General features: G+C 41.5%; 16 protein-coding genes and 1 pseudogene. 12 read left to right on the top strand and 5 right to left on the bottom strand.

Annotated elements, in window-relative coordinates; genetic code table 11:
- Positions 1 to 25: 25 nt before the first annotated feature.
- Positions 26 to 79 carry a DUF6783 domain-containing protein gene (locus tag ACTNES_RS13265; protein ID WP_319792444.1) on the bottom strand — a complete coding sequence of 18 codons (54 nt, stop codon included), beginning with the start codon at positions 77 to 79 and terminating at the stop codon, positions 26 to 28.
- Here ACTNES_RS13265 and ACTNES_RS13260 point away from each other — a divergent pair.
- From ACTNES_RS13260 to ACTNES_RS13250, 3 genes are all read left to right on the top strand, one after another.
- A complete protein-coding gene (locus ACTNES_RS13260; RefSeq protein ID WP_441039609.1) occupies positions 56 to 148 on the top strand; it encodes a DUF6783 domain-containing protein in 93 nt (30 codons plus the stop codon). The genes ACTNES_RS13265 and ACTNES_RS13260 overlap by 24 nt on opposite strands.
- A 352-nt stretch (positions 149 to 500) precedes the next feature.
- Complete coding sequence (locus tag ACTNES_RS13255; protein WP_291807755.1) at positions 501 to 2,309, top strand: Na/Pi cotransporter family protein; 1,809 nt, start codon at positions 501 to 503, stop codon at positions 2,307 to 2,309.
- Between the two features lie 274 nt (positions 2,310 to 2,583).
- Positions 2,584 to 2,838 (top strand): hypothetical protein, encoded by a 255-nt coding sequence (locus ACTNES_RS13250; RefSeq protein ID WP_291807756.1) that lies wholly within the window; start codon positions 2,584 to 2,586, stop codon positions 2,836 to 2,838.
- Positions 2,839 to 3,281: 443 nt separating this feature from the next.
- On the opposite strand, the gene ACTNES_RS13245 is transcribed toward ACTNES_RS13250, so the two are convergent.
- Positions 3,282 to 4,415 (bottom strand): ROK family protein, encoded by a 1,134-nt coding sequence (locus ACTNES_RS13245; RefSeq protein ID WP_441039607.1) that lies wholly within the window; start codon positions 4,413 to 4,415, stop codon positions 3,282 to 3,284.
- 285 nt (positions 4,416 to 4,700) lie between these two features.
- Between ACTNES_RS13245 and ACTNES_RS13240 the strand changes: the two genes are divergently transcribed.
- The 5 genes and pseudogenes from ACTNES_RS13240 (at position 4,701) to ACTNES_RS13220 (ending at position 8,216) form a co-directional block, all read left to right on the top strand.
- Positions 4,701 to 6,317 (top strand): mannitol dehydrogenase family protein, encoded by a 1,617-nt coding sequence (locus ACTNES_RS13240; RefSeq protein ID WP_291807758.1) that lies wholly within the window; start codon positions 4,701 to 4,703, stop codon positions 6,315 to 6,317.
- Positions 6,318 to 6,412: 95 nt separating this feature from the next.
- A pseudogene (locus ACTNES_RS13235) lies at positions 6,413 to 6,511 on the top strand (VOC family protein); the annotation flags it as partial.
- A 136-nt stretch (positions 6,512 to 6,647) separates the two neighbouring features.
- A complete protein-coding gene (locus tag ACTNES_RS13230) occupies positions 6,648 to 7,046 on the top strand; it encodes a hypothetical protein (RefSeq protein ID WP_291807760.1) in 399 nt (132 codons plus the stop codon).
- 166 nt (positions 7,047 to 7,212) lie between these two features.
- Positions 7,213 to 7,728: a flavodoxin family protein BilS gene (gene bilS / locus ACTNES_RS13225; protein WP_291807761.1), complete on the top strand. Its 516-nt coding sequence runs from the start codon at positions 7,213 to 7,215 to the stop codon at positions 7,726 to 7,728.
- A gap of 98 nt (positions 7,729 to 7,826) precedes the next feature.
- The gene (locus ACTNES_RS13220; protein ID WP_320813536.1) at positions 7,827 to 8,216 is read left to right on the top strand and encodes a hypothetical protein; all 390 of its coding nucleotides are present in this window, start codon (positions 7,827 to 7,829) and stop codon (positions 8,214 to 8,216) included.
- Positions 8,217 to 8,341: 125 nt separating this feature from the next.
- On the opposite strand, the gene adhE is transcribed toward ACTNES_RS13220, so the two are convergent.
- Together adhE and typA are read right to left on the bottom strand one after the other, a co-directional pair.
- Positions 8,342 to 10,999 carry a bifunctional acetaldehyde-CoA/alcohol dehydrogenase gene (gene adhE, locus ACTNES_RS13215; RefSeq protein ID WP_300335767.1) on the bottom strand — a complete coding sequence of 886 codons (2,658 nt, stop codon included), beginning with the start codon at positions 10,997 to 10,999 and terminating at the stop codon, positions 8,342 to 8,344.
- A gap of 469 nt (positions 11,000 to 11,468) precedes the next feature.
- The gene (gene typA / locus ACTNES_RS13210) at positions 11,469 to 13,301 is read right to left on the bottom strand and encodes a translational GTPase TypA (RefSeq protein WP_291807764.1); all 1,833 of its coding nucleotides are present in this window, start codon (positions 13,299 to 13,301) and stop codon (positions 11,469 to 11,471) included.
- A 420-nt stretch (positions 13,302 to 13,721) separates the two neighbouring features.
- Here typA and ACTNES_RS13205 point away from each other — a divergent pair, with 420 nt between their 5' ends.
- The 4 genes from ACTNES_RS13205 to dapB all read left to right on the top strand — a co-directional run bounded on the left by ACTNES_RS13205 (position 13,722) and on the right by dapB (position 16,982).
- Positions 13,722 to 14,348, top strand: coding sequence for a single-stranded DNA-binding protein (locus tag ACTNES_RS13205; protein ID WP_216459989.1), 627 nt, complete (start codon positions 13,722 to 13,724; stop codon positions 14,346 to 14,348).
- Positions 14,349 to 14,663: 315 nt separating this feature from the next.
- Positions 14,664 to 15,155, top strand: a complete 492-nt coding sequence (locus ACTNES_RS13200) for a cob(I)yrinic acid a,c-diamide adenosyltransferase (RefSeq protein WP_216459990.1) — start codon at positions 14,664 to 14,666, stop codon at positions 15,153 to 15,155.
- Positions 15,156 to 15,223: 68 nt separating this feature from the next.
- Positions 15,224 to 16,117, top strand: coding sequence for a 4-hydroxy-tetrahydrodipicolinate synthase (dapA, locus tag ACTNES_RS13195; RefSeq protein ID WP_291807765.1), 894 nt, complete (start codon positions 15,224 to 15,226; stop codon positions 16,115 to 16,117).
- Positions 16,118 to 16,220: 103 nt separating this feature from the next.
- The gene (dapB, locus tag ACTNES_RS13190) at positions 16,221 to 16,982 is read left to right on the top strand and encodes a 4-hydroxy-tetrahydrodipicolinate reductase (protein WP_291814506.1); all 762 of its coding nucleotides are present in this window, start codon (positions 16,221 to 16,223) and stop codon (positions 16,980 to 16,982) included.
- A gap of 218 nt (positions 16,983 to 17,200) precedes the next feature.
- Here dapB and ACTNES_RS13185 read toward each other — a convergent pair whose 3' ends face one another.
- The gene (locus ACTNES_RS13185; RefSeq protein WP_291807767.1) at positions 17,201 to 18,460 is read right to left on the bottom strand and encodes a D-alanyl-D-alanine carboxypeptidase; all 1,260 of its coding nucleotides are present in this window, start codon (positions 18,458 to 18,460) and stop codon (positions 17,201 to 17,203) included.
- Positions 18,461 to 18,635: the final 175 nt, after the last annotated feature.

The raw sequence follows: 18,635 nt of genomic DNA, 5'->3' as shown, positions 1-18,635 counted from the left end.
ACTTTGTGGGATATTTCACCTGAATTCAGTTGCCGTAGCCCGCTACGGCGCCCTCATCCGGGCAAAATATCCCACAAATTGTGACGCACATCTTGCAGAAAGCCTTTTTCAGACACGCTCTAGTGTGCCAAATCCTGCAGAAGTTTGATATACTGTATGCAGAAATGACAGATATTGAATAAGTGTCACATTTTTTTACTGTCCGATTTATTGTATGGTATGTTCCGGCATGCTCCGATATGTTTTGGAGCATGCCGGAAAATTTTATGAAAATTGCAAAAAAATCCAGGAAAAAAAAGACAGCATTTTAAACGCTATGGAAAAAATGTAATTTTTGAAAAACAATTATTGTAATAATCTCCCGGACGTGACATAATAAGAATGGAAAAGTAAAAGGCAGGTTAAATTCTGATTAGAAACAGGTAAAATAACCTGCTTACATTATGCGCCGATTTTCTGAGATGAGGTGGAAAATCAGGCAGACGACAAAGGAGAAAATGATGGAAATTTTTTCAATGATATTGTCATTACTGAGCGGAGTAGCGTTATTCCTGTTTGGTATGTCATTGATGGGCGACGGTCTGAAAATGGTTGCCGGAAATAAGCTGGAAGCTTTCCTGTATCGAATGACAAACACACCGCTGAAAGGAGTTGCACTTGGAACTGCAGTTACCAGTGTAATTCAGTCTTCTTCTGCGACAACCGTAATGGTTATCGGTTTCGTTAACTCTGGTATGATGAAACTGAAACAGGCAATCGGTATTATCATGGGAGCTAATATCGGAACCAGTATTACCGGATGGATTCTCTGTCTTTCTTATATTGAAGGAAAGAATGGAATTGCCAAGATTTTATCCACTGCAACAATCTCAGCAGTAGTAGCAATCATCGGTATTATCCTTCGTATGGCATGTAAGCGTTCCGTGCATAAAAACATCGGTAATATTATGCTTGGTTTTGCAATCCTGATGACAGGTATGCAGACAATGAGTGGCGCTGTTTCACCGCTGAAAGACAGCCCGACCTTTACAAACATGCTGACCATGTTTTCCAATCCGCTGATTGGTATTCTGGTAGGTATCGCATTTACAGCAGTGCTTCAGAGTGCATCTGCAACAGTCGGTGTGTTGCAGGCGTTATCTGTAACAGGTATCCTGACATTCTCCAGTGCATTCCCGATCGTTCTTGGTATCGGTGTAGGTGCTGCATGTCCGGTTCTGATCTCAGCAATCGGTGCGAATAAGAATGGTAAACGTACAGCACTTGTTTATCTGATCAATGACCTGTTTGGTCTGATCCTCTGGTCTGTGATCTTCTATACTGTAAATGCTGTCGTACATTTTGGATTTATGGATATGATCATGTCACCGATTGCAATTGCTTTACTGAATACAGTATTCCGTGTAGCAACAGTATGTGTTCTTTTCCCGTTCATACCGAAGATTGAACAGCTGGTATGTTGGCTTGTAAAAGACAGTGCAGAGGAACTGGAAGATGAAGCAGACTTTGATCTTCTGGAAGAACGTCTTCTGAACTATCCTGCACTTGCAATCGGACAGTGTCACCGTGTCATGAGCGGTATGGCAAAGAAGCTTCGTAAGAATGTTAACCGTGCAATGAACCTTCTGAACGAATATCAGCAGGATAAATTTGACAAGGTACAGAGAAAAGAGAACCTGATTGATAAATATGAGAGCCGTCTTGGTGACTATCTGATGAAGCTGACAAAGCATGAGATGAACAGTGCCCAGACAAAGCAGGCTTCCCTTTATCTTCATACCATCAATGACTTCGAGAGAATCGGTGACCATGCATCCTACATTGCCTATATGTCCAGCGAAATGCATGATAATCACACCAATTTCTCACAGGAAGCCTGGGATGAGCTGAATGTAGTAATGGAAGCAGTTCGTGAGGAAATCAATCTTACCTGCCGTGCATTCCTCAATGATGACAAGGAAATGGCACAGAGAGTTGCGCCTCTGGGAATGGTCATTACTTCTCTGTGCAATGAACTGAAGATGCATCATGTAGAGCGTCTCAGCAAGGGTGACTGCGGACTGGAAGAAGGAACTGTATATACAGATATTCTGAACAGCTTTAACCGTATCGCAGCACATTGTTCAAGTGCAATGGTAGCTCTCTTAAAGAGTTCAGATGAGAATCCGGATATGCATATCCATGATTCCAAGATTTATCCGGTTGACAGTACTGAGTATCATACATACTTCAATGACTATCGCGAGAAGTATGAGATCGTGAAGAACGAAGAACACATGCGAAGCATGGAACCGGAAGAAGTGGAATAATACTTTTATACTACAAAGCAGTAAATGTATATGATATAATGACAGCAGATGATCTGGAAACGGATGTCTGCTGTTTTTTGTTACAGTCACTGGGCATATAGACTGTGAGCGATTTTTTAAACGCGCTCGGGAGTGTATGTCTGAAGAGGCAGCAGGCAGAGTCATTTTTGTAAATCAAATATATTTATTCAGGCGGAGATTCTTCCTGTAGCCTGGATTAGCCATTGCAGGAAGGAAATTGTGCAAACATAACACCCAAAAGGAGGAAGCAATTATGTTATTCGACAGCAGAACAGTCTATCTCGGTGCATCCCGAGATAAATATGAGCAGTATTGTAAAGCCTTAGATTCAGAGAAAATCAAATACAAAACAAAGAGAGTCAACCACGAAGAAAAAATGACAGCCCCGGGCAGGGGAATCGTCCGCAGCATGGGTGGGAACTTTGGAACAGATAAAACATTGTATGAAATCATGGTCGGAGAGAAAGATTACGACAGTGCAATGGGGATTCTGACAACATTGAAGTAGACTGAGTTTATCTTGAAGAGCAATCAAGGAAAAAGCCATTTAGGATGACTTAAATCAAGAAAAATAAGCATGCGGTCAATGCGAGAAACTCTTTTGGCTGACCTAAATCAAGAAAAATAAGTATGCGGTCAACGCAAGAAATCATTCAGGCTGACCTAAATTAAGAAAAATAAATATACGGTCAATGTAAGAAACAATTCGGAATGACTTAAAATAGGAAAAGTAAGATTACAGTCAGCATAAAGTGTCAGTTCTACCAGCAGTAGGGTGATTTTTCTTATTTATATAATTGAAGAAGAAAGTACGCAAAAAAGTGTGCAAGATAGTAAGTCCTTTGTAATTGCAGAGCGCAATGTACAGAGGACTTACCTGATTCAGGTCAAGCGGATAAAATATCCGATGTGCTGTTTGCTCATAAGCGAATAACGGTTCCACAGTTTCGGTTAAACTGCCTGAATAAATTTCTCTACATAATGCAGAGCCGCTCCGATTGCCGGTGTATATTGTCCGTTGGTACCGACCAGAATCTGTGTTTTATCCAGTATGAATGGTGCGGCTGTATGGAGATGTTCTATCAGATATTCAATATCTTCCTCTGTAAAATAAGGTGCCAGATATCCGCTGAGGATGATCGGTGCATCAATAACAAGGTTAAGATTCTTCATGGCAAATGCCAGATGGTTTAAAAAATCTTTCCAGATATGTATGATCTGGGGAGATTTTTTTTCGCGCAGAAGAGGGAAAAATTCTTTGGCAGGCATGCCTGCAGCCTGTTCCAGTGCATTGGCAGAGCAGTAGGTTTCCAGGCAGCCGCGGCTGCCGCAGTAGCAAAGCGGACCATCGGGATTAATGCACATATGTTCAAGAGTTCCGCTGTGCATAGAGATTCCCTGATGAATTTGATGATTGGTAATGATGCCGCCGCCCAGATTTCGGTTCAGCAGGATGATAACAGCACTGTCAAGCTCCGGATGATTCCATAATTCAAGGAACGCAGCTGATTTCGAATCATGTTCCAGATAACAGGGATAAGGAAGATATCTGGAAAAATCATCCAGTTTCATGCCAGTGTTATTCATGATATCTCCATATAGTACAGTGGTATGATCCGGGGATGTGATACCCTGTGTAGCAATGGAGATGCCAAGAACTTTGTCATTGTCATACTGGCGCGATGAGATGAATTCCTTTACTGCGTCAGTAACCTGTTTATAGTAATCTGGTGTGTTGGAATATGGAAGCGGAATGGTGTCTGTATAGAAAGCATTTCCATACAGATCTACAGCAGTAATATGAAACATCCCTTTTAAAATACCGATACCAATGGAAATTTTAAAATCTGATACAATCTGAAGGGCGTTTGCCTTTCTTCCGCCAGTGGATTCAAAGAAACCATTTTTTTCAATAAGACCTTCCTGCTCCAGAAGATTCAGATTCTGGCTGACAGTGGATAAACCCATCTGCAGTTCTTGAACGATCTGCTGCTTGGAGGTCGTTTTTTTTCTGTAAATGTACTGGTAAACCTTTGATTTATTTATTTTCTTGAGACTAATGTTGGTCAATCCCTTTTCACTCATAATATTCTCCTGATTATGTTATAAGATAATGTTAAGCTTCAGATTTATTGTAGCATACAACGAAAAAAAAACAATAAAAACATCCAGTGCGATTGTTGGAAGAATGAACTTGTCAATACCTATAGTAAAAATAAACAAAAATGTTATTTGAAAATTAGAATTTCTGTCAATGGATTTTTTAAATGAAAAGATATATGCTCAACTTACAGTTAATATATAAACGTAAGTAAAAAACATAACAACAAACAATAAGTATCGCAATAAGACTAACAAGGAGGATATAACATGAAATTATCAATCAATGGAATCAAGGAACAGGAAGCATGGAAAAAGGTGGGGATCGCTCTTCCGGGTTATGATGTAGAGGCTGCATCTGAGAAAGCAAAGGAGAATCCGGTATGGGTTCACTTTGGTATCGGAAATATTTTCCGCGTATTTATCGGCGGAATTGCAGATGGTCTTCTGGAAGAGGGAGTTCTGGATCGAGGGATTACCTGTGTGGAAGCTTTTGATTATGATGTAGCAGACAAGATTTATGATCCATATGAAAATCTTGGATTAAGCGTGATTCTGCATGGGGATGGAACCCGTGAGTATAAAGTAGTCGGAGCTTTTGCAGAAGCAGTGAAGGCACAGTCTTCTAATGCAGCACAGTGGAAACGCCTGAAAGAAATCTTCACAAGCAAGTCCCTGCAGATGGTTTCCTTTACAATTACAGAGAAAGGTTATGCATTACAGAAAGCTGACGGAACATGGTTCCCGTTTGTAGAGGCAGATATCAAGAATGGTCCGGACAAAGCGGCTGGTGCCATGGCAGTTCTGGTTGCAATGCTTTATGAAAGATATAAAGCCGGCAAATATCCCATCGCACTGGTTTCCATGGATAACTGCTCACAGAACGGTGCAAAGCTTCGTGAGTCAGTACTGACAATGACAGAAGAGTGGAAGAAAGCAGGATTTGTTGATGAGGAATTTGTAAACTATGTAAGCGATGAGAAAGTAGTTGCTTTCCCATGGACAATGATCGATAAGATCACACCTCGTCCAAGCGAGCAGATTGCAGCAGATCTTGAAAAGCTGGGTGTTGAGAACATGCAGCCGGTGATCACAGGGAAGAAGACATATATTGCACCATTTGTCAATGCTGAGAAACCGCAGTATCTGGTAATAGAGGACAGCTTCCCTAACGGACGTCCGGCTCTGGAAAAAGGTTTCGGCGTATATATGGCAGACAGAAATACAGTTAACCTTTCTGAACGTATGAAAGTAACAGTATGTCTGAATCCGGTTCATTCTGCTACAGGTCCGCTGGGAGTAGTTCTTGGATATGATCTGTTTGCGCATATGCTTAATACAAATGAAGATATGATGAAAATGGCACGTATGATTGCTTATGATGAAGGTCTTCCGGTAGTTGCTGACCCTGGAATCCTTTCTCCTCAGGCATTTGTTGATGAGCTTTTTAACGATCGTTTTCCAAATGAATATCTGGGAGACACAAACCTTCGTCTGGCAGTAGATGTATCTCAGATGGTTGGCATCCGTTTCGGCGAAACAATCAAAGCATATGTAAAGAAATTCGGAGATGCTTCCAGACTGACAGCTATTCCTCTGGGAATTGCTGGATGGCTCAGATATATGCTTGGTGTAGATGATGAAGGAAATAAATTTGAACTTGCACCGGATCCAATGAATGAGGAATTGCAGGAACAGTTTAAGGATATTATTGTAGGCAAACCTGAAACATTCAAAGATCAGTTAAAATCAATTCTTTCCAATGAGCGTCTGTTTTTCACTGACCTTTACAAAGACGGTGTGGGAGAGAAGGTTGAGGATATGTTCCGTGAAATGATCGCAGGACCTGGTGCTGTAAGAGCAACAATACATAAATATGTTGGATGATTTTCATCAGATGGATATTATAACTGACTTTCAGGAGGAAAATGAATTTAAAAGAACAGTTTAATGGAATTCAGCATATTGGAATTCCAACCAACGATATTGTTCATTTTCTTCCCTTCTGGGAAAACGGGGTAAAGTTCTTTACAATTGAGGGACCGAATAAAGAGAAGGTTGAGTTCAGCCAGTACTTATAAAGTCAGGCGGTTAAATTCAGCGAGAAAAAGCATCTGTTAAAGCAGGTGCTTTTTGTTTTCAATATTTTATTGAGAAAAGGCTGAGAAAAGTTTAAAATTAAGAGATAATAAAAAATAAACGAAAGGAGTTTTTATCATGAGTAAACGAACAGAGAGAATGAGTCGGAGTGTAGCAGAGAGACTTAACCGCAAAGATACAGTGATCAGACAGAATAATGTAGAACTCGAGGAGCTAAGGAGTCAGTATGAGAATCTGGATATCTGTGAGGAGGATAAGCAGGTGATTGACGATTATATTGCCTGTAAAGATGCCAGAGCTGACAGGATGGCAGAGAAGCTCTATGAAAAGGGAAGAAAAGATGTGAAGAGATGTATCCGCATCCGAAAACTGATCCGCAGATGCATAATTCTGTCTGCCATTGTTACGGTGGTACTGGTTCAGTATAATAAGAATGAGAAGCTGAGAGAAAGTCTGGAAGAGCTGCTGAAAATGTTCCGGGATGGAACTGTAAATGAATCAGAGGAAGATTTTTAAAATGTTTTACCAAATTCGGTTACGGTAGAATGAATGTGCTTATGTATCAGTTGGAAGGAATAAGCAATATAAATAATGCAGACAAAAAATGTATTTTCGGAATTTTTTTACAAAAGCAAATACAAGGAAGACTCCGAGAGTGCATAAACAAAAGGAGTAAAACAGCATGGAAACACAAAGATACTCAATCCTGTATAGCAGTAAAACAGGAAATACAAAGAAGCTTGCAGATAAAATCAGGGAGGTACTGTCTGAGGAAAATTGTGACTATTTTGTAACAGAAGGGGAAAAGGCTCTCTCATCCGACATATTATACATTGGATTCTGGACAGATATAGGGAATGCAGATCCTGTAACACTTGAACTGTTAAAGAGTCTGAAAAACAAGAAAATTTTTCTGTTTGGAACAGCAGGCTTCGGAGGCAGTGAAGCTTATTTTCAGCAGGTTCTTGGGAAAGTTAAGGAATCTGTGGATGAGAGTAATACAGTGATCGGGGAATTTATGTGTCAGGGGAAAATGCCCCAGTCAGTCAGGGACAGATACGTAAAGATGAAAGAGAAGCCGGATCATGCACCGAATCTGGATGAACTGATCCAGAACTTTGACAGGGCATTATCTCATCCTGACAATGAGGACCTAGACAGACTTGGCAGAATAATCAGGAGAAACCTGGAAAAATAATAAAGTCTTGACTAACAGAGAGAACTGCGGATGTCAGCGATGCTGTTACACCTGAAAAAGAGCAGGCAGCAGAGAAACTTTCCCGGTTACTGGGACATGTGGTAGAAGTTGTACCTGCAGTAGAAGCTGATAATTTTGTAAAAGATAAAGCAGCGGCTGCACCTCTTCTGAAGCCGTTTACACCGGATCACATTGTATACTGCGGACCATATCCGTTATTTGTAGAAAATATTGATCAGTCAAAAGCAGCGCTGGATGCATTTATGGCAGAGAATGACAAAGAGCCAAGACTGATCCTGGTACAGGGAGTTGGTGCCTTTATCATGGAAGATGATAAGGGAAAAGCTGCAAAAGCACAGCTTCTTGTAAAAGATGCCATCAAGCTTGCAGTATATGCAGAAAGCTTTGGAGGCCCGCTTCACATGACAGATGATATTACATACTTTATCACACATTGGGAAGCAGAAGCATATCGCAGTAAGAAATAATATAAGAAATAACATAATAAATAACATAATAAATAACATAATAAGGGGCTGTCGTTTTTTGACAGCCCCATTTTGTTGGTTTAAACACTATATTTTTAAAGGAAAAGGTTTATTTTCAGCAAATCTTATTTCGTTTCTTTTTTCTCTTTGGCTTTCCTGGATTCAGGAACATTTCCCTCTCCATAGTAAGCTTTCAGATAGATTTCTTTCAGCTCAGACATTAATGGATATCTCGGGTTGGCACCGGTACACTGGTCGTTGAATGCCTGTTCGGTCATTTCGTCCAGAGTTTCAAGGAAGTACTTCTCGTCTACGCCGTATTCTTTGATCGTATGTTTGATCTCGATAGTATCCATCAGTTCCTGCAGTTTCTGGAGAAGCTTCTCAAATACTTCTCTGTCGTTCTTGCCTGTCAGACCTACAGAACGGCCAATCTCAGCGTAACGTGCAAGTGTGTGCGGATACTGATACTGTGGGAAGGTACCCATCTTAGCAGGAACTTCGGCCGCATTATAGCGCAGAACATGAAGCAGAACCAGAGCATTTGCAATACCATGTGGAATATGATGGAAAGCACCCAGCTTATGAGCAAGAGAGTGGTTTACGCCAAGGAATGCATTTGCAAAAGCCATACCAGCCATGCAGGAAGCATTTGCCATATGCTGTCTTGCTTCTACATCAGAACCATCTTTGTATGCACGTGGCAGGTAGTTAAATACCAGTTTGATCGCATTTAATGCAAGACCATCTGTATAATCAGATGCCATCATGGAAGCATAGGCTTCAAGTGCATGAGTCATAACGTCGATACCGGAAGCGCATGTCAGTCCCTTAGGTGCGCTCATCATATTATCTGTATCAACAATAGCCATGTCAGGCATTAATTCATAATCTGCCAGAGGCCATTTGATACCTGTAGTCTTATCAGTAATGATAGCAAACGGTGTTACCTCGGAACCTGTACCGGAAGAGGTTGGAACGGCTACGAAGTAAGCTTTCTTACCCATATGTGGGAATGTGAAGATTCTCTTACGGATATCCATAAAGTCCATAGCCATATCATCAAAGTTGGCGTCCGGATTTTCATAAAGAACCCACATGATCTTGCCGGCATCCATTGCGGAACCACCGCCCATTGCGATAATACAGTCAGGCTCGAACATTCTCATTGCAGCAGCACCGGCTCTTGCAGAGGCGAGAGATGGATCTGGCTCTACATCATAGAAGCAGGTATGTACGATTCCCATCTGGTCTAATTTATCTTCGATCTTCTTAGTATATCCATTCTTATAAAGGAAAGAGTCTGTTACGATGAAGCAGCGTTTCTTGTGCATAACAGTGCCAAGCTCATCCAGAGCAACCGGCAGGCAGCCTTTTTTGAAATAAACTTTTTCCGGTGTTCTAATCCAGAGCATATTTTCTCTCCTTTCAGCAACAGTCTTGATGTTGATAAGATGTTTTACACCTACGTTCTCAGATACGGAGTTGCCACCCCAGGAACCGCAGCCCAGAGTCAGGGACGGAACAAGTTTGAAGTTGTAAAGGTCGCCGATACCGCCCTGAGAAGATGGTGTATTGATGAGGATACGGCAGGTCTTCATAGCTGCTGCATGTTTTTCCATCTTTTCTTTCTCTCTTGTGTCGATGTAGAGAGCGGATGTATGTCCATAACCGCCGTCAGCTACAAGCTGTTCAGCCTTGGCGATTGCTTCATCAAAAGTTTTAGCCTTGTACATGGCAAGTACAGGGGAAAGTTTCTCATGTGCAAATTCTTCGCTGATATCTACAGATTCAACTTCACCGATCAGAATCTTGGTTTCAGGAGGAACTGCAATGCCAGCCATTTCAGCGATAGTAGCTGCTTTCTGACCTACGATCTTGGCATTTAATGCACCGTTGATAAGGATAGTTTTTCTTACTTTCTCTAATTCATCTGGTTTCAGGAAGTAGCATCCTCTGTAAAGGAATTCTTCTTTTACTTTCTTGTAAACGCTCTCGAGAACAGTTACGGACTGCTCGGAAGCACAGATCATACCATTGTCAAATGTCTTGGAATGGATAATGGAGTTAACTGCCAGACGGATGTCTGCGCTGTCATCAATGATAACAGGAGTATTTCCAGGTCCAACACCTAATGCAGGTTTTCCGGAAGAATAAGCAGCCTTAACCATTCCAGGACCACCAGTTGCAAGGATGATATCAGCTTCACGCATAACCTGGTTTGTCAGATCAAGACTCGGAACATCGATCCATCCAATGATTCCCTCCGGTGCACCAGCTTCTACAGCAGCTTCCAGAACAACTTTAGCTGCGTCAATGGTACATTTCTTTGCACGAGGATGTGGACTGATAATGATCGCATTACGTGTTTTCAGTGCAAGCAGAGTTTTGAAGATTGCGGTAGATGTTGGGTTGGTTGTAGGGATAACTGCAGCAATCAGACCGATCGGTTCAGCAATTTTCTTAATTCCATAAGCGGTATCTTCTTCAATCACACCGCAGGTCTTTGTATTCTTATATGCGTTGTATACATATTCAGCTGCGTAATGATTCTTAATAACTTTATCTTCTACAATACCCATTCCGGTTTCTTCAACTGCATCTTTAGCAAGCGGGATACGAGCTTTGTCAGCAGCAGTAGCGGCAGCTTTAAAAATCTTATCTACCTGCTCCTGGGTAAATGTTGCGAAAATCTTCTGTGCCTCTTTCATGGCTGCAATCTTTGCAGTAAGGGCTTCAGGGGTGTCGATGATGGTTGGGATAGTGTTCTCTTTTTTTGCCATTTTGGAATCCTCCTGTTTGTGTTTTCGTTAAAAGTATTTACCGTGACCTGTTATGGTTTTATTATACAAATAAACTGATTATTCGGTCAACAGTAACATTAATATGAGCATAACGAAATATTATGGTGAAAATTGTGCATAATCACGCAAATAATGTGAATAAAATATCAATTGTCAGAATATATGAGAAAAAATTTAACAATATATTTTCTGTTGGCAACTGAGAGAAAGTAAAAAAATAACGTTAATAAATTAACAATCTCGATAATGCTATTATATGCCTTTGTTAATCATTTGTCAATTACAAAACATATGAAAAAGTTAACAAATACTAACTTGAAATTTCGTGAAAATATAACAATATAATTTGTAGAAGGATTTATGTTTTTCCATGTATTTGCAGGAGATTAAGAAAAACTAAGCCCCGCAAAATCTGCGGGGCTTAATTTTTCTTAAGTTTCTATTTGCTTCAGGCTTTTCTGAAGGCTGCTCTCTTACGTTCTCTGGAATCCAGAAGTCTCTTACGGATACGGAGAGACTCCGGTGTAACCTCAAGGAGTTCATCCTGGTCGATGAAATCGATTGCCTGTTCCAGGCTGAGAACTCTTGGTGGAGTTAATTTCAGTGCATCATCAGCAGAAGAAGAACGTGTGTTGGTCAGATGCTTTGTCTTGCATACGTTCAGCTCGATATCTTCGGCTTTACCATTCTGTCCGATGACCATACCGCTGTAAACCTTTGCTCCAGGTCCTACAAATAAAGTACCACGCTCCTGAGCTGAAAACAGACCATAAGTAACAGCCTCACCAGCTTCGAAAGCGATCAGAGATCCCTGTTTTCTGTACTGGAAATCTCCTTTATAAGGAGCATATCCGTCAAACATAGTATTGATGATACCGGTACCCTTGGTGGAAGTAAGGAACTCACCGCGGAATCCAATCAGTCCACGGGAAGGAATGTGGAATTCCAGACGGACAGTACCGTCACTGGCAGTACTCATACCCTGCAGCTCACCCTTACGTTCGCTCAGTTTCTGGATCACAGTACCGGAAAATTCTTCCGGAACATCTACATAAGCGATTTCCATTGGCTCAAGTTTCTTTCCGCGCTCGTCTGTTTTGTACAGAACTTCCGGTTTACTTACTGCGAATTCATAACCTTCACGTCTCATGTTTTCGATCAGGACAGACAGATGAAGTTCTCCACGTCCGGAAACCTTAAAGGCTTCTGTTGTTTCAGTATCTTCTACACGAAGGCTGACATCAGTGTTCAGCTCGCGGTAGAGACGGTCACGAAGATGACGGGATGTGATGTATTTACCTTCCTGGCCTGCCAGTGGACTGTCATTTACGATGAAGTTCATGGCAATAGTAGGCTCGGAAATCTTCTGGAAAGGAATTGCTTCCGGGTTCTCTCCACCGCAAAGAGTATCACCGATGTGGATATCTGCGATACCGGAAATAGCAACGATGGAACCAATAGTAGCTTCCTTTACTTCAACTTTATTCAGACCGTCAAACTCATAAAGCTTGCTGATCTTAACTTTCTTACGTTTGTCCAGATCATGATGGTTTAACAGAGTCAGTTCCTGATTAACAGCAATTTTACCATTCTCAACTTTACCTACACCGATACGTCCAACATATTCGTTGTAGTCAATTGTACTGATCAGAACCTGAGTATCTGCATCCGGATCTCCCTCAGGAGCCGGGATATATTTCAGGATTGCGTCAAACAGCGGAGCCATATCCTTAGGAGTATCGTTTAAGTCGATTACAGCATGTCCTGCTTTTGCGGAAGCATACAGGAACGGACAGTCAAGCTGCTCATCAGAAGCACCAAGATCCATAAGAAGTTCCAGAACTTCATCTACAACCTCGTCAGGACGAGCTTCCGGACGGTCGATCTTGTTGATACATACGATAACATGAAGATCAAGTTCCAGTGCTTTCTTAAGAACGAACTTAGTCTGAGGCATAGCACCTTCGAAAGCATCAACGAGAAGAATAACTCCGTCTACCATCTTAAGTACACGTTCTACTTCGCCACCGAAATCAGCATGTCCTGGTGTGTCGATGATGTTGATCTTTGTATCTTTGTAATGAATAGCTGTATTCTTGGATAAAATAGTGATACCACGCTCACGTTCGATGTCATTGGAGTCCATGACACGTTCCTGAACCTCCTGGTTCTCACGGAATACACCGCTCTGTTTCAGAAGCTGGTCAACCAGAGTTGTTTTACCGTGGTCAACGTGTGCGATGATGGCTACGTTACGGACGTCTTCACGTTTTGTTCTCATAAAATGATTTTCCTTTCCTCTTTAAGTTTGAATATTATTTACAGTTACCTGCGGATTATTCACTACTGCTCGCCTGTTATTATCCGGTGACATATGTCAAAATCCCGGGATATTTCACCATAAAGCAGTTTATGGAATTACGCAGATGGATTTATTCTTCCTATTATATGTGATTTTTCTTTGATTAGTTACCCGAATTTCCAGTTTACCACATTTTCGCCAGATTACAAGGTGTTGAAATAAATTTTTTTATTTTTATAAATTCTGGTTCTAAACGGGAAAGCCTGTACATAACTATATAAAGAACAATACAAGGTAACTGGAGCATATGCCGAAAATGGAAAGCAGCAGAGGATATTCACGGTCCGTCTGACGACATTTTCCGGGCGCAGGTGCTCTACGAGGAAGGAGAACCACATTATGGCAGATAAAATTATTGAAAACAATCAGGTATCTATGATGGGAAAAATTGCAGCAGGATTCACATTCAGTCATCAGGTCTTTGGAGAAGGCTTCTATATGACGGAACTGCTGGTCAAGAGACTCAGCGATTCGGAAGACAGGATCCCGGTGATGGTCTCAGAACGACTGGTGGATGTGACACAGGACTATATCGGAGAATATGTAGAGATCCATGGCCAGTTCCGTTCCTACAACCGGCATGAAGAGAAACATAACCGTCTCGTACTTTCCGTATTTACCAGAGAGCTGAAATTCGTGGAAGAAGAGGATGAGACTGTCCCGGTAAATCAGATCTTCCTTGACGGATTTATCTGTAAACCGCCGGTATATCGTAAAACTCCTCTGGGAAGAGAAATCGCGGATGTGCTTCTGGCAGTCAACCGTCCATATGGAAAATCAGACTACATACCATGCATCTGCTGGGGCAGAAATGCCCGCTATGCATCCGCTTTTGAGGTAGGAGGCCATGTCCTGATCTGGGGCCGTATCCAGAGCAGAGAATATATGAAACGTATCGGCGAGAATGAAACAGAGAAAAGGATTGCGTATGAAGTCTCTGTAAGTAAGCTGGAATATATGGAATAGCGGCACGCAAACAGTAACTGCTGTTCACTATTAATTACTTGCAATTCTTCATAAACTGCGGTAATATAAGCGTATTCAGATAAAAACAGGAGTTACTGTTCACTACGTTCTCAGCAACACGCTTCGCGCTGTATGTCTCGGGTTTTCTGTTGCCATGCATCCGTAAGAAGCTGCCAGTGGCAGGTTCTGTAGGTGACCTTCGCTTACAAAAAACATCTCGCGGGATATTACCAGTGAACAGTAACGAACAGGATACTGTTTATTATGTCTATAAAGAAGGTACAATTTCAACAGCGATAAGAGGAATTGTTTGTTATGGAAAAAGAATTTACAGAGGTTTACTGCGGTGGAGGAAAAGGCAAGACAACATTGGCAATTGGTCAGTGTCTGAGAGCTTCCACCCAGGGTAAAAGCGTCATTATTATTCAGTTTCTGAAAGGAAGAGAGCGCAGAGAGCTGGATTTCCTGGAGGATCTGGATAATCTGGATATTAAGATATTTCGTTTTGAAAAGCATGATGAGTGTTACGAGGAACTGAACGAGCAGGAGAAAGCAGAAGAGAAGACAAACATTCTTAATGCTTTAAATTTTGCACGAAAAGTTATTGCAACTCAGGAATGTGATTTCCTGCTTCTTGACGAAATCCTTGCACTTCCGGATTACGGGATCACTACAGCAGAGGCTATCGGAGAGATTCTGAGCATGAAAGATGAGAGTATGCACATCCTGCTTACAGGACGGACGTTACCTGACAGCCTGCGTAAATATGCAGACAGCATAACTACACTGACAACAGAGAACTTATAGGGGACGTTTTACGAAAGAAACGGTATCCTATATAGAAGAAACTACAGAAGAATAAAGGAGGAGAGCAAATGGCAATTTTTAAAGGTGCAGGTGTTGCGATCGTAACCCCTATGTATGAAGACGGTAAGGTTAACTATGATAAACTGGAGGAACTCCTGGAGTATCAGATTGCAAACAGTACAGATGCGATCATCATTTGCGGAACAACAGGAGAATCATCTACAATGACACACGGAGAGCATCTTAAGACAATTAAGTTTGCGATCGACAAAGTAAATAAACGTGTTCCGGTCATTGCAGGTACAGGTTCCAACTGTACAGAGACTGCGATCATGATGTCAAAAGAAGCTGCTTCCTACGGTGCAGATGCACTTCTGGTAGTAACTCCATATTATAACAAAGCAACTCAGAAGGGTCTGATCGCTCATTATACAGCAATCGCAGAAGCAGTTCCGGAAACACCGATCATTATGTACAATGTTCCAAGCCGTACAGGATGTAATATCCAGCCTGCAACAGCGGTAGCTCTGGCTAAGAACGTTAAAAACATCGTTGGTATCAAAGCAGCAAGCGGAGATCTTTCCCAGATTGCAACTATGATGGCCATGGCAGACGGTGCGATCGAACTGTATTCTGGAAATGACGACCAGGTACTCCCGATCCTTTCACTTGGCGGACTTGGTGTAATTTCCGTACTTTCCAATGTTGCTCCTAAGGAAACTCATGATATGGTTATGAAGTTCTTAGAGGGAGATACAAAGGGCGCAGCAGAGATCCAGTTAAAAGCAATCCCGCTGATCCATGCACTGTTCAGTGAAGTAAACCCGATTCCGGTTAAAACAGCCCTGAACCTGATGGGACAGGAAGTAGGACCTCTTCGTATGCCATTATCCGAGATGGAAGAAGCAAACAAAGAGAAACTTGCTGCAGAACTGAAGAACTTTGGAATCAAACTTGCATAAAAACAGATATGGTTTCATGTGACTGAATAGCTGCTGAGAACGCAGTGATCCGGTCTGAAATGTAAACAATATTGATGTAGCTGGAATTGAGAGGAAAATACAAATGGTAAAGATTATTATGCATGGCTGCAACGGTCATATGGGTCAGGTAATTTCCGGACTGGTTGAGAAGGATTCGGATGCTGAGATCGTAGCAGGTATTGATGTTACAGATCAGGGAAAGAACAGCTACCCTGTATATACAAATATGGAAGAATGTCAGGTAGAGGCAGATGCCCTTATCGATTTCTCTTCTGCAAAAGCAACAGACGCACTTCTTGCTTACTGCGAGAAGCGTAAACTTCCGGTTGTATTATGTACAACAGGTTTAAGTGAAGAGCAGCTTGCAAAGGTTGAAGAGACTGCCAAGAATGTTGCAGTACTGAAATCTGCAAATATGTCTCTCGGAATCAACACATTAATGAAACTGCTTCAGGACGCTGCAAAGGTTCTGGCAACAGCGGGATTTGATATTGAAGTTGTTGAGAAACATCACAGATTGAAACTGGATGCTCCGAGCGGAACAGCACTGGCACTGGCAGACAGTATCAATGAAGCGATGGATAATCAGTATCATTATACTTATGACCGCAGCCAGAGACGTGAAATGCGTGATGATAAAGAAATCGGTATTTCTGCAGTGCGCGGTGGTACAATTGTCGGAGAACACGAAGTGATTTTCGCGGGTCCGGATGAAGTAATCGAATTTAAGCATACTGCTTATTCTAAAGCTGTATTTGGAAAAGGTGCGATCGAGGCTGCTAAATTCCTTGCTGGCAAACCGGCAGGAAGATATGACATGAGCGACGTTATCAGCGCTAAATAATAATAAAAACAAAAAATCAGATGTATATAAAAAGGGAAGTGTCTTCGGTGGATTTACCGATACACTTCCCTTTTACTATGACAGGAATAGAGTCAAAATCCATTGAAAATCGCCTGCGGCGATAGGATTTTAACTTGTATGTCTCGGGATTTTGGTATTTTTATGCCAAAACACCTCGCAAAATAGTAGACTGCAGAATAGTTACATTTGATTTATAATTAATGATTATATGCGTAGGTCAGCAGGGTACGGGAATCCTGCCAGCGTGCAGAGGATGAATCTGCACCCAGAACAACAGAAATATAAGTATTTCCCTTAGCGGAAGTAGATAAACCTACGAAACAATAACCTGCTTTATTGGTATAACCTGTTTTCATGCCCTGAACTCCAGGTACGTTTCCAAGGAGGGCATTAGTGGTTCCAACATAATAACTGCGGCCTGTATTAAGATTGGAGAATGAATAATAGCTGGTACCGACCAGTTTTCTGAACATTGGCTTTTTGATCGCATACTGAGCGATTTTTGCCAGATCGGAAGCAGTTGTGTAATGGTTATATCCGGCATCAAGACCATTTGGCGTTGCAAAATGGGTATTGGTACATCCAATCTGTGCAGCCTTCTGATTCATCAATTTGACAAATTTGGAAGTAGAACCACTGATATGCTCTGCAATTGCTACAGCAGTATCATTATGAGAAGGAAGCATCAGCGAATAAAGCATATCTCTCATGTAGAATACTTCACCGGCATTTGCATAAAGTTTACTTGGTTCAATGGATGCTGCATAAGAAGAGAACTTTACTTTATCAGTCAGTTTGCTGTTCTCAAGTGCAAGGATACAGGTCATGATCTTGGTTGTGCTGGCGTTGGCATGTGCAACGTTTTCATTTTTTGCATAAACAATCTTGCCGGTATCTGCATTCATCAATAATGCACAGTCAGAAGAAAGATTATAATTCAATCCGGTATGTGTAACAGTGCCGTTCTGATTGAAATAGTAATAAGTACCACTTATCTTATGTTTGCCGGTAACTGCTTTTCCATCTTTGCCGAAATAATATTTCCTGCCGGCATTATCTGTGAACCATCCGGTGATCATAGCACCGTCCTTGCCGACGTAATAATAGCTTCCTTTGTATTTAATAAGAGAGTTTTTGATCAGATATCCCTGTGATCTGGTTCCGAAATAATAATTTTTTCCATTGATCGTATGCCAGCTGCACCATCGATGACCAAGTTTGTTAAAATAATAAGTTTTTTTGTCAATTTTCAGGAATACATTTTTGGCGATTGTTTTGTCATCATAACGATAGATCCAGTAATCACTGTCTTTTACAAATTTTCCGGCTGCTGCGATGTCTGGTTTCTGAAGTGTGGACGCATAGATAGTAGAAACACTGCAGGTGAACAGCAGAAAAAAGGCAGCAATCATCATAAGAATGGCGCTGCGTATGGAATAGTTGCTTTTTCTTTTCATAATAACCTCCTGTAATGCGTTTTGTATTGTAACTGTTCACTAGTACATCGAATATTAAGTAACAGCCATATTGACTTGTCTGATTTTTCATCTGCCGCGTTGTCGTCAATCGCCGTAGCCACCGCTACGCCTCATTCCTCCGCCTTGCATATGAGAAAATCATCCTGCGTCAATA

The sequence above is a fragment of the Blautia sp. HCP3S3_D9 genome, from assembly GCF_052063845.1.
GTDB lineage: Bacteria > Bacillota > Clostridia > Lachnospirales > Lachnospiraceae > Blautia_A.
The sequence above is the reverse complement of the archived record's forward strand: the minus strand, read 5'-3'. Positions and strand labels throughout refer to the sequence as shown.